The organism is Porticoccus hydrocarbonoclasticus MCTG13d (genome assembly GCF_000744735.1).
GTDB classification, from domain to species: Bacteria; Pseudomonadota; Gammaproteobacteria; order Pseudomonadales; family Porticoccaceae; genus Porticoccus; species Porticoccus hydrocarbonoclasticus.
On record NZ_JQMM01000001.1, the window covers coordinates 17,877 to 29,525 of the forward strand.

Sequence of the window (11,649 nt, forward strand, 5' to 3'; positions counted from 1 at the left end):
AATCTCCCATCCTTCCGAGCTGCAGTCGTTTTTTATCGTGTTGCACCGGTCAGCGCACTGCGGGATAGATCAGCCATCCGCCGGTTTTTTCTCCCGCAAACGAATATTCAGTTCACGCAATTGCCGATTATCAACCCCACCCGGCGCATCGGTCATGACGCAGGCCGCTGTCTGGGTTTTCGGGAAAGCGATCACATCGCGAATCGAATGGCTGCCGGTCATCAACATAATCAGCCGATCCAGACCAAACGCCAGCCCGCCATGGGGTGGACAACCAAATTTCAGGGCGTCGATCAGGAAACCGAATTTTTCATCCGCTTCTGCTTCACTGATACCCAGCACCTTAAAGACCGCATGCTGCATATCGGGGTTGTGGATACGGATCGAACCACCACCAAGCTCCGTGCCGTTCAACACCATATCGTAGGCAATCGACAGGGCTTTTTCCGGATCGGCCTCGAGCGTTTCCACCGAGCAGGCCGGTCGGGTAAAGGGATGATGCAGGGATGTCCAACCACCCTCTCCATCTTCTTCAAACATCGGGAAGTCGACCACCCACAACGGCGCCCACTGACAGGTGTAGAGATTCAGGTCTGCACCGAGTTTGCAGCGCAGGGCACCCAAAGCTTCGGTCACAACACGGTGGTTATCTGCACCAAAGAAAATCAGGTCGCCATTCTCCGCGGCGGTGCGATCAAGTATGGCGGCACGCACATCCAACGGCAGAAACTTGACGATCGGGGATTGCAGCCCCTCCTCCAGGTCTTCCCTGTTATTCACCTTGATGTAGGCCAGCCCCCGGGCACCATAAATACCGACAAACCTGGTGTAATCATCTATCTGCTTGCGACTGATCCCGTTGCCACCAGGTACCTTCAACGCCGTGACACGACCCTTTGGATCATTGGCTGGCCCGGAAAACACCTTGAAATCCACCCCCGCCATCAGGTCCTTGATTTCCACTAGTTCAAGGGGAATCCGCAAATCCGGTTTATCGCTGCCATAGCGCATGATGGCTTCGCTGTGAGGCATGGAGGGAAAGTGGCCCAGATCCACCTCGAGCACTTCCTGGAAAACCGTGCGGATCATCTCCTCATTGATGGCCATGATCTCCGCTTCCGAGGTAAACGACATTTCCACATCAACCTGGGTAAATTCAGGCTGGCGGTCCGCCCGGAGATCTTCGTCACGGAAACATTTTGCGATCTGGTAATAACGGTCCACGCCCGACACCATCAGCAACTGCTTGAACAACTGTGGCGACTGCGGCAGCGCAAAAAACTTGCCTTCGTGGGTGCGGCTCGGCACCAGGTAATCGCGGGCGCCCTCCGGCGTGGCCCGGGTCAGGATCGGGGTTTCAATATCCAGAAATCCCCGTTGATCGAGAAAGTTGCGAATAATATTGGTCACCCTGGAGCGGAACCGCATATTGCTGAGCATTTCCGGCCGGCGCAGGTCCAGATAGCGGTACTTGAGCCGCACTTCCTCGCCTACCTTGTTATGCTGATCCAGCGGGAAAGGCGGCGTTTCGGATGCATTCAGTATCTGCACAGCCAGACCATAAACTTCAATCTGGCCGGTGGCCATTTCAGGGTTGACGGTTTCGGGGGTTCTGGCGCGAACCCGACCAGTCACCTGCAGCACATATTCACTGCGAACCCGGTCGGCGAGGGCAAAATGCTCGCCGCAATCCGGATCAAACACGACCTGCACGATACCTTCACGATCGCGCAAATCGACAAAGATCACACCCCCGTGGTCGCGTCGACGATCCACCCAACCGCACAGGGTGACTTCCTGATCAATGTGTTCGGCGCCGAGCACACCACAATAACTTGTCCGCATTATGTCTTCCCGTTGTTAATCGATGGAGGCCGGGCGGGGCTTCCAGTGGTATTGGTTCAGGCAGCGGGGGTGGAACCGGCAGCCTCTTTGGGTTTTGCTTCAGGTTTTGCCTTGCTTTCCAAGGGCTGGTCGCCGGCAATATTCTTTCTTTTCTCTTTTTTGAAGTCCGTTTCATACCAGCCACTGCCACTCAGCCGGAAACCGGCAGCCGTCAACTGTTTTTTCAATTCCGACTGATGACAAACCGGACAATCCGTCAATGGTTTGTCACTGATTTTTTGGAGTGCTTCCAGCACATGACCGCAGGCCTGACATTGATAACTGTAAATCGGCATACTAAATACCCTGATTCTAGAGTGGGCAGAACGCCCCTGATAAAAGCGGCGCATTATACCCCAGTAACCAGGGGGCTAGAAGATTGGATAATGACTGAATCCGGACTACCGCCAACACAATGCGCAAAAATCTGCCGGAAAAGCTATTTGTGCAAGGCGGTGAAGTCATCCCCGACGAGTACATTGACAAGTGGATCGACCCGCGCCGCAAGCAACTCCCCGGTATAACCCTGTGCCGGCAGCCGTCCCCAAATAGGATCGGGCCAGGCACCGTCCGTTTTATAGCGGGCGAGATGATGCACATGCAGTTGGGCCACCCGGTTGCCCAGGGTCGCGATATTGACCTTATCCGGGGAGAACACATCCACCAATGTCTCCGCCAGCAGAGAGGATTCGCGAATCAGCTGATATTGGTCCTGTTCTGACAAATGATAAATTTCCGTCACATCGGCAATCCGTGGCACCAGAATGAACCAGGGATAATTGGCATCGCGGTGGATCAACAACCGGCACAACGGAAAGTCACCAATAATTACCGTGTCAGCCATCAGTGCAGAATCGAGCTCAAACATTTAACAACCTCTTGTCCTGTACCCAAAGCGGGCTCCACCGTAAAATAGCGGTTTTTACACTCACCTCCAAGACAAAGAATCAACTATGCGTGCCAGCCAGTTTTTGATCGCTACCCAAAAAGAAACCCCGGCCGATGCCGAAGTCATCAGCCATCAATTGATGATTCGCGCCGGCATGATCCGCAAGCTGGCCGCCGGGCTCTACAACTGGTTGCCTCTGGGATTGCGGGTGCTGCGCAAAGTGGAGGCCATTGTCCGCGAAGAGATGAACCGGGCCGGCGCCATGGAAGTCCTGATGCCGGTGACCCAGCCGGCGGAACTCTGGCAGGAGTCCGGTCGCTGGGAACAGTACGGGCCGGAACTGCTGAGAATGAAGGATCGTCACGACCGCGCCTTCTGCCTCGGCCCAACCCACGAGGAAGTCATTACCGACCTGGTCCGCAATCAACTGCGCAGTTACAAGCAACTGCCCGCCAATTTCTATCAGATTCAGACCAAATTCCGGGATGAAATCCGCCCCCGCTTTGGCATCATGCGCGCACGGGAGTTTCTGATGAAAGATGCCTACTCCTTTCATGCGGATCAGGCCAGCCTGCAGCAGACCTATGACACCATGCACGCGGCTTACACCACTATTTTCAGCCGTCTCGGCCTCGACTTCAGGCCCGTCCTGGCGGATACCGGCAGCATTGGCGGCAACCACTCCCATGAATTTCATGTGCTGGCGGCCTCCGGCGAGGACGATATCGCCTTCTCCAACGCCAGCGACTATGCCGCCAACGTGGAAATGGCCGAAGCCATGGCACCGACCGGCAGTCGGCCAACTGCATCGACAGACATGCAGGAAGTGGCGACACCGGGCCAGCACAGCATTGAACAGGTCAGCCGGTTTCTCGGAGTAAAACCTGAGCAGGTCGCAAAAACCCTGATCGTGCTGGGAGAACCTGACCAAAACACCACCGCACTGGTGGCACTTGTGCTGCGGGGCGACCACGAACTCAACGCTATCAAGGCCGAGAAACTGCAGGGCGTGGCATCACCACTGACCTTTGCCAGCGAAGCACAGGTAAAAGCCATCCTGGGATGTTCTGTGGGATCCATCGGTCCGGTAGCGCTCAGCATTCCGACCATTGTGGATCGCAGCGCGGCCCATCTGGCAGATTTTGTCTGTGGTGCAAACCGCGATGATTACCACCTCACCGGTGTCAACTGGGAGAGGGACTGCCCGCCGCTGCAAGTCGAGGACATTCGCAATGTGGTCCCCGGCGACGCCAGTCCCGACGGCCAGGGCACACTGGAAATCAAACGCGGCATTGAAGTGGGGCATATTTTTCAATTGGGCACCAAATACAGTGAGGCCATGAACGCCCGGGTACTCAATGAAGAAGGCCGCGAGCAGGTCATGTTGATGGGCTGCTACGGTATCGGCGTAAGCCGCGTTGTGGCCGCTGCCATTGAGCAGAATCATGACGAAAAAGGCATCATCTGGCCCGATGCCCTGGCCCCTTTCCAGGTCGCAGTAGTGCCGATCAATCTGCACAAGTCCGAACCGGTTCGCGATGCATGCGAAACGCTCTATTCCGATCTGCAACAGGCAGGTTTTGACGTATTGTTAATGGATGAAGAGAAAGCCCGGTTAGGGGTCATGCTGGCAGACATCGAATTAATGGGCATTCCTCACCGCATCGTCGTGGGTGACCGAGGGCTTGAACAGGGTCAGGTGGAATATTACAACCGTCGCAGCGGGGAAAGCTGCCAAATCGCGGTAACGGAATTGCCTGAATTTCTGGCACAGGCCCTCGGATGAGCGCTTCGGTCGGCCAGCGAATCGCGCGGTGGCTGACACTGACGACCACCGCTCTCTGGCTGAGCGCTTCTCTCGCGGGCGATGCGCAGGAAGTAGATCAGGCGCTGTTGACCCTCCTGAAAAAGACCGTGGAACAGGCTGACAGCTTTGAGGATCGTTTCGATGCCGAGGTATGGCTGATGGCAAAATCCACCCAGCTTGCCCGGTATATTCCTGACAGCGAAGAGCGACTCGATCTGCTGCGCAAAATCCATCAGGCCGCCACACGGGCAGAACTGTCGCCGGAAGTGGTTCTCGCGGTTATTCAGGTGGAAAGTCACTTTGACTCCTACGCAGTCTCCAGTGCCGGTGCTCAGGGTATGATGCAGGTCATGCCCTTCTGGAAGCACGAAATCGGTCGGGCGGATGACAACCTGATCAATATCGATACCAATCTGCGCTATGGGTGCACCATTCTCAAGTATTATCTGGACAAGGAAAATGGCGATCTCGCGCTAGCGCTCGCCCGCTATAATGGCAGCTATGGCAAAACCTGGTACCCCGAGAGAGTCATGGTGGCCTGGGATAACTGGCGCTAGAAGCAAACAACAAAATGACACTCCGGAGGATTGTTAAACAAAAACCTCCGGATAAAACCTAATAAAGAAAACACAAAAAAATGCCAGCTAACGCTGGCATTTTTATTGGTTAAACTCAGGCATTTGCCTCAGGCAACAACAGTCACGTTTTGTGCCTGCGGGCCTTTCTGACCGTCGGTCACTTCGAAAGTGACCTGCTGCCCTTCATAAAGTGTGCGACGGCCTGTACCGTTAATAGCACTAAAATGTACAAAGACGTCCTTGCCACCTTCCTGCGCAAGAAAGCCATACCCTTTTTCTTCATTGAACCACTTAACGGTACCGGTAACTAAATCTGACATAAAATCCTCGTAAGCACTTAGTGCCAACCTCAGTTGGCGGTGTAAATATACGGGCAGCCAAAAACCCGCAATTCCCACTTTAAAACGGCTTACAAAAACGCGCAAGCAAAAATACCTTGACATATCCCTCAATTGCAGCGCACGTCATCATTAAGAAATCCTATGGCAGCCCATCGAATTCCTCTCCTTCCTTCTCGGGTGGTAACAAATTTTCTCTGGTCATCCGCAGAGCCATAAGCAGATTTGCCGCCACATAGATAGAAGAGTAGGTACCGATTACCACACCAACAATGAGTGCGATTGCAAAGTTGTGAATCAGCTCACCACCAAAAACAAACAGCGCCACCAGCACAAAAATTGTGGTCAGAGAGGTAAGCAATGTGCGCTGCAACGACTGCGTCAGGGATTCATTAATAACCTCTTTTGCCTCCGCCGTTCGCAACAGGCGAAAATTTTCCCGTATTCGGTCAAACACGACAATCGTGTCATTCAGGGAGTAACCGATCACGGCGAGCACCGCCGCCAGCACTGTGAGATCAAACTCCAGGCGGGTAATCGAGAAAAACCCGAGCGTGATAATCACATCGTGAACCAGCGCAACAACAGCACCGATGGAAAATTTGTATTGAAACCGGATAGCCACATAGAGCATCACCACGGCCAGCGCAGCCAGCATCCCCAGACCGCCATCTTCGCGGAGCTCATCGCCCACTTGGGGGCCCACATAGTCCACCCGGCGCATTTCGATTTCGCTGTCGGTGTTATTTTTCAGCGCGGCAAACACCTCATCGGACAAGCCGGCTGCTGGCTCACCCTGCAAACGGATCAGCACATCACTTTCGGAACCGAAGTAGATGACAGTGGGGTTTTCAAAGCCGCTCTCCGTAAGCTGTGCGCGAATCACCGATAAATCGGCTGGTTGTGGATAGCCCACCTCAATCTGGGTACCACCAGTAAAATCGAGACCCAGCACGATGCCTTTCACCGACAGGGATACCAGCGAACCCAGCACCAACAAAATAGACAGGATCGCCGCCAACTTCCGCTGGCCCATGAAATCAATAACACGTAGCGTCGTCATGGTGAGCTCCTAAATCCAGACTTTGTTAATGGTACGGCCACCATAGACCAGATTGACGAGCGCTCTGGTACCCAGAATTGCGGTGAACATCGAGGTCAAAATACCGATCGAGAGGGTAACTGCAAAGCCCTGCACCGGCCCGGAGCCAACGGCGTATAGAATCACCGCCACAATCAGGGTCGTCAGGTTGGCATCCAGAATCGAGACAAAAGCGCGATCATAGCCGGCATTGATGGCGGACTGGGGTGGCAGACCATTGGCCAGCTCCTCCCTGATCCGGGAAAAAATCAGCACATTGGCATCCACGGCCATCCCGACCGTCAGCACGATACCCGCAATACCCGGCAGGGTCAGCGTTGCACTCAACATTGACATGGCAGCAACCATAATGACCAGGTTGAAAGCGAGTGCCACATTGGCAAAGATACCGAACACCCGGTAGTACACCAACATAAAGAGCAACACCATCGCCATACCGATGGTGACCGATTTAACCCCCAGGGCAATGTTCTCGGCACCCAGTGAGGGGCCGATGGTTCTCTCTTCTACAAAATACATGGGTGCCGCCAGACCACCAGCGCGGAGCAGCAGTGCCAGCTCCGAGGACTCACGAGGATTATCCAGGCCGGTAATACGAAAGGTCTTGCCCAGCGCACTGCGAATGGTGGCCAGACTGATAATTTTCTTTTCAACATAGCGCTCGGACGTCGCAACCTGTTCGCCCTTTTCATTGGTGGTATAGGTGGTGCGGGTCTTGTACTCGATAAACAGCACACCCAGACGGCGATCAATATTTTTGCGCGAAACCCGGTGCATACGGGCACCACCATCACTGTCCAGCGTGATATTCACCTGCGGAAAGCCATTTTCATCGAAGGAGGCCGACGCGTTCGACACGTGGTCTCCCGTAATCACCACCGTGCGTTCCAGCCAAGCATCGGGAAAACGTGACTTGTCATTCAGAAATTCAAATTTTTCTGCCGTGACCACATTCTGCTCTTCGGCCTCAAGACGGAACTCAAGGTTGGCTGTCTTGCCGATAATCCGCTTCGCTTCAGCCGTATCCTGAACCCCGGGCAGCTCGACCATTACACGGTTGCGACCCTGACGCTGAACGATGGGCTCGGACACCCCCAGTTCATTAACCCGGTTTCTCAGGGTCACCAGGTTCTGGTTCAGTGCGTAATCCTCAACTTCCCTGATCGCAGATTCCGACATATTGGAGCGGATAGTGAACAAACCGCCGTCCGTGGTGAGCTGGGTGGTCAGATCGCGGAAGTCGCGACGGAGAATCCGGTTCGCCTCATCCCGCTCTTCTTCAGTGCGGAATTTGCTGACAATCGTCCCACCCTCCAGCTTCACTGTATGGTAGCGTAGCTTCTCCTCACGCATGGCACCACGTATCTCCCGAACCGCAGACTCCATACGCTTGCCGACCGCCTCATCAATATTGACTTCCAGCAGGAAATGCACGCCTCCACTGAGGTCGAGCCCGAGCTTCATCGGCTGTGCCCCCAGCGCAGCGAGCCATTCCGGTGTCGTAGGTGCGAGGTTGAGCGCCACCACATAATCGGAACCAAGCGCGCGCTGAATGACCCTTTTTGCCGGTAACTGCTGATCCCGCTCTTTCAGGCGAATCAGGGCATTTTCACCATTGCTCTCTGCACCGAAGTACTCGATACCTTCATCCTTGAGAGCCTGCTCCATCTGATCCAGCAACTGCTGATCAATCACGGTCGCACTACTCTGTCCGGAGACCTGTACGGCCGGATCAGGCACATACAGATTGGGAAGGGCGTAAACCATTCCCAACAAAATAACAAAGAGGATCAGCAGGTATTTCCATAACGGATAACGGTTCATATCACTAGTCTTTTATTGAGTCCTGATCGAAAGGCTGACCATTATAGGGTGGAAGCAGCGCCCTTGTCAGAAACGGCGGAAAATATCGAGCACCCCTCACATATTGGGGCAAATGGGCAAACCTCAAGCAGGCGGCTCCAGCCCCTGCTGGGCATAGAAACGCACAGCGAATTCATCGAGATCACCATCGGCGATTGCCTGACGGATATCAGCCATCAACGTCTGATAATAGCGCAGGTTGTGCAGTGTGTTCAGTTGAGCCCCGAGTATTTCACCACACTTTTCCAGATGATGCAGATAGGCCCGGCTAAAATTCTGGCAGGTATAGCAGTCACAGTTCGCATCGAGCGGGCGGGTATCGTGCCGGTGCACCGCGTTGCGGATCTTCACGACACCGGCACTGGTGAACAAATGCCCATTGCGCGCATTACGGGTAGGCATCACACAGTCAAACATATCGATACCCCGCCGCACGGCTTCGAGAATATCCTGCGGTTTGCCCACACCCATCAGATAACGGGGCTTGTCCCGGGGCATTTTCGGCGGCAGATGATCCAGAATTCGCAACATATCTTCTTTCGGTTCACCCACCGATAAACCACCGATGGCATAGCCGTCAAAACCGATTAACTCGAGACCGGCCAGGGAGGCGTCGCGCAGGTCTTCATACATGCCGCCCTGTACAATACCAAACAGCGCAGAGGGATTGTCGCCGTGGGCATCCTTACTGCGTTTCGCCCAGCGCTGTGAAAGCTCCATTGAGGCACGGGCCTGCTGTTCGGTTGCCGGGTAAGGGGTGCACTCATCAAAGATCATTACCACGTCCGCACCGAGCTGCTGCTGCACCCGAATGGATGTCTCGGGATCAAGAAACACGGCGCTGCCATCGATCGGCGAACGAAAAGCTACGCCCTGCTCGGAAATCTTGCTGATCGCCCCTAGGCTGAACACCTGAAAACCGCCGGAGTCGGTCAGGATTGGTCCCGGCCAGTGCATAAACTCATGTAACCCGCCGTGCTCCATTACCACGTCAGTGCCGGGGCGCAGCATCAGGTGGAAGGTATTGCCGAGCAGAATCTGGGCACCTATGGCCTCAACATCCCTCGGCAACATCCCCTTGACGGTGCCACAGGTGCCCACCGGCATAAATGCCGGCGTTTCAACCGTGCCGCGGGGGAATGTCATTCTGCCACGACGAGCCTCGCCATCGAGGCAAGCCACCTCAAAGGACATAAAACAGCTGTTTCTCATTGGGGAGTGTCCTCTGTGGCGGCGGGATTACGGGTCAAAAACATGGCATCGCCATAACTGAAAAACCGATAGCGCTCCGCCACCGCCTGCCGGTAGGCGTTCATCATGTGTGTGTACCCGGAGAAGGCGCTCACCAGCATCAGCAGCGTCGATTCCGGCAAGTGGAAATTGGTCAGCAGGGCATCCACCAGTTTGAACGAATAACCGGGGTAGATAAAAATATCGGTCTCCCCGGTCATCGGTTGTATCTGGCCACCGGCGGCGGCACTTTCCAGGCATCGTACGCTGGTGGTTCCGACCGCAATAACCCGACCGCCCCGGGCGCGAGTCTCCCGCACCTGCTGACAGACTTCAGCCGAGACCTCGATCACCTCAGAATGCATCCGGTGATCGTGAATGTCGTCAACCCGCACCGGCTGAAAGGTGCCCGCTCCCACATGCAGCGTGACAAAGGCAAAATCCACCCCCTTTGCGCGAAGCTGGTCGAGCAGCGGCTGATCAAAGTGCAGCCCCGCCGTGGGCGCGGCTACTGCACCGGGCTTTTCAGCGTACACCGTCTGATAGCGCTCCCGGTCAGCCGGGTTATCGGCGCGATCAATGTAGGGCGGCAAAGGCATATGGCCGTGGCTCTCAAGGATATCCAGCGCCGTTCTGTCACCGAGAAAAAGCAGCTGGAACAGATCGCCATCGCGACCTTCCACCTCGGCTTCCACACCGCCTTCAAACTGAAGTCGGGTGCCCGCCTTTGGTGATTTGCTGGCCCGCAGATGAGCCAGCAATCGCTGGTCGTCCAGCAGACGTTCCACCAACATTTCCACTTTGCCGCCGGAATCCTTCTGGCCAAACAAGCGGGCCGGAATCACCCGGGTGTCATTGAACACCAGCAGGTCACCGGGATTGACCAGCGAACTGATCGCCGGAAACTGCAGATGCTGCAACGCTCCCGTCACGCCATCCACCACCAGAAGACGGCTGCCGCTCCGTTCAGCCGCAGGCTGACGGGCAATCAGCTCATCGGGCAGAGGGTAATGGAAATGGTCTCGACGCATACGTTTGGGGGAGGCTTGTAAAAGGCCGCAAGGGTAATGGAAATCCACCGCCAGAGCCAGCGTACCCATCAATCAGAACAACACCGCTCTATTGCTTCTCCGGGGACCACTGCTATAATCGCGCCCCTGTGCCAGAGTGGTGAAATTGGTAGACACAGGGGATTCAAAATCCCCCGCCCTTAAAAGCGTGCCGGTTCGAGTCCGGCCTCTGGTACCACTTAAAAATCAATAGGTTGAAAAAACCCAGCAGCGCATTCACCACAGCCACACTTTTTAAAAGTAGACATATAGTAGACGGCTATGCATCCTGCCCATCCTAGGCGCCATTACCAGCACCAACTTCTTTAAAATCCCTTGGAGAGTAATTTTCTTTCTGGTTCACCCCGGCTTGGGCACCATTATGCCAAGTAGTTATACTGCCTTTTCCTACATTCGGAAACGGAGCAGGTTACCTTTTTTTATCTGGGAGAGAGGCGGGGGTTGCCTGGGCCTCTTTCTGCAGCACCGTGGGCAGGTAATCGCGCCACAATTATTGCTGATACTATATCTATGCGAACAACGTCGGGATGGATGGGATAAAGTCGCTGGACATACGAGATCTTTACACGCGCTCAATATGCCGTGAATGTATACAGCTTAACGAGAGGTTACCAGCTCCAATGCACGGTTTATACTCAACCGATGCTCACTTACTACCCAGACTGCTACCCGAAATCTACTATACACGCGACACAACTGAGCGAGACGTTAAATGGAAAAGATCTGGTTATCAATTAGAAGGAACATACTATCAATAGCATTGAGCTTGTTTTCGATTAACTTGAATGCAGAGACGATTCCAGACATAACTAAAGGAAACTTTGATTTCCTTCTATCTAGTAATAAGTGTGTTTCCGTAACAGCATTGACCGAGCCTGACGAACGAGC

Annotated in this window: 10 protein-coding genes and 1 tRNA gene; 3 read left to right on the plus strand and 8 right to left on the minus strand. The window is 54.6% G+C overall.

Annotation, left to right across the window (positions count from 1 at the left end; genetic code table 11):
- Positions 1-69 precede the first annotated feature (69 nt).
- The 3 genes from aspS to U740_RS00115 form a co-directional block, all read right to left on the minus strand.
- Positions 70-1,845 carry an aspartate--tRNA ligase gene (aspS, locus tag U740_RS00105; RefSeq protein ID WP_036858356.1) on the minus strand — a complete coding sequence of 592 codons (1,776 nt, stop codon included), beginning with the start codon at positions 1,843-1,845 and terminating at the stop codon, positions 70-72.
- 56 nt (positions 1,846-1,901) lie between these two features.
- Positions 1,902-2,180 (minus strand): FmdB family zinc ribbon protein, encoded by a 279-nt coding sequence (locus U740_RS00110; protein WP_036858357.1) that lies wholly within the window; start codon positions 2,178-2,180, stop codon positions 1,902-1,904.
- 143 nt (positions 2,181-2,323) lie between these two features.
- Positions 2,324-2,752, minus strand: coding sequence for an HIT domain-containing protein (locus U740_RS00115; RefSeq protein ID WP_036858358.1), 429 nt, complete (start codon positions 2,750-2,752; stop codon positions 2,324-2,326).
- 85 nt (positions 2,753-2,837) lie between these two features.
- Between U740_RS00115 and U740_RS00120 the strand changes: the two genes are divergently transcribed.
- Together U740_RS00120 and U740_RS00125 are read left to right on the plus strand one after the other, a co-directional pair.
- The gene (locus U740_RS00120) at positions 2,838-4,559 is read left to right on the plus strand and encodes a proline--tRNA ligase (protein ID WP_036858359.1); all 1,722 of its coding nucleotides are present in this window, start codon (positions 2,838-2,840) and stop codon (positions 4,557-4,559) included.
- Positions 4,556-5,137, plus strand: a complete 582-nt coding sequence (locus U740_RS00125; RefSeq protein ID WP_051921085.1) for a transglycosylase SLT domain-containing protein — start codon at positions 4,556-4,558, stop codon at positions 5,135-5,137. The genes U740_RS00120 and U740_RS00125 overlap by 4 nt, the downstream gene beginning before the upstream one ends.
- Before the next feature lie 128 nt (positions 5,138-5,265).
- Here U740_RS00125 and U740_RS00130 read toward each other — a convergent pair whose 3' ends face one another.
- The 5 genes from U740_RS00130 to queA all read right to left on the minus strand — a co-directional run bounded on the left by U740_RS00130 (position 5,266) and on the right by queA (position 10,722).
- The gene (locus tag U740_RS00130; RefSeq protein WP_036860928.1) at positions 5,266-5,478 is read right to left on the minus strand and encodes a cold-shock protein; all 213 of its coding nucleotides are present in this window, start codon (positions 5,476-5,478) and stop codon (positions 5,266-5,268) included.
- A 160-nt stretch (positions 5,479-5,638) separates the two neighbouring features.
- Entirely contained in the window at positions 5,639-6,559 is a 921-nt protein-coding gene (secF, locus tag U740_RS00135) for a protein translocase subunit SecF (RefSeq protein WP_036858360.1), read from the minus strand.
- Between the two features lie 9 nt (positions 6,560-6,568).
- Complete coding sequence (gene secD, locus U740_RS00140; protein ID WP_036858361.1) at positions 6,569-8,422, minus strand: protein translocase subunit SecD; 1,854 nt, start codon at positions 8,420-8,422, stop codon at positions 6,569-6,571.
- A 123-nt stretch (positions 8,423-8,545) separates the two neighbouring features.
- A complete protein-coding gene (gene tgt, locus U740_RS00145) occupies positions 8,546-9,655 on the minus strand; it encodes a tRNA guanosine(34) transglycosylase Tgt (RefSeq protein WP_036860929.1) in 1,110 nt (369 codons plus the stop codon).
- Between the two features lie 14 nt (positions 9,656-9,669).
- Complete coding sequence (gene queA, locus U740_RS00150) at positions 9,670-10,722, minus strand: tRNA preQ1(34) S-adenosylmethionine ribosyltransferase-isomerase QueA (RefSeq protein WP_036860930.1); 1,053 nt, start codon at positions 10,720-10,722, stop codon at positions 9,670-9,672.
- Between the two features lie 130 nt (positions 10,723-10,852).
- On the opposite strand from queA, the gene U740_RS00155 reads away from it, so the two are divergent.
- Positions 10,853-10,939, plus strand: a tRNA-Leu gene (locus U740_RS00155).
- Positions 10,940-11,649 lie beyond the last annotated feature (710 nt).

Excerpts from the sequence above, each read along its gene's own strand:
- aspS (WP_036858356.1), bottom strand. The coding sequence starts at position 1,845 with ATGCGGACAAGTTATTGTGGTGTGCTCGGCGCCGAACACATTGATCAG.
- U740_RS00120 (WP_036858359.1), top strand. The coding sequence starts at position 2,838 with ATGCGTGCCAGCCAGTTTTTGATCGCTACCCAAAAAGAAACCCCGGCC.
- U740_RS00125 (WP_051921085.1), top strand. The coding sequence starts at position 4,556 with ATGAGCGCTTCGGTCGGCCAGCGAATCGCGCGGTGGCTGACACTGACG.
- U740_RS00130 (WP_036860928.1), bottom strand. The coding sequence starts at position 5,478 with ATGTCAGATTTAGTTACCGGTACCGTTAAGTGGTTCAATGAAGAAAAA.
- tgt (WP_036860929.1), bottom strand. The coding sequence starts at position 9,655 with ATGTCCTTTGAGGTGGCTTGCCTCGATGGCGAGGCTCGTCGTGGCAGA.
- U740_RS00110 (WP_036858357.1), bottom strand. The coding sequence starts at position 2,180 with ATGCCGATTTACAGTTATCAATGTCAGGCCTGCGGTCATGTGCTGGAA.
- secF (WP_036858360.1), bottom strand. The coding sequence starts at position 6,559 with ATGACGACGCTACGTGTTATTGATTTCATGGGCCAGCGGAAGTTGGCG.
- queA (WP_036860930.1), bottom strand. The coding sequence starts at position 10,722 with ATGCGTCGAGACCATTTCCATTACCCTCTGCCCGATGAGCTGATTGCC.
- secD (WP_036858361.1), bottom strand. The coding sequence starts at position 8,422 with ATGAACCGTTATCCGTTATGGAAATACCTGCTGATCCTCTTTGTTATT.
- U740_RS00115 (WP_036858358.1), bottom strand. The coding sequence starts at position 2,752 with ATGTTTGAGCTCGATTCTGCACTGATGGCTGACACGGTAATTATTGGT.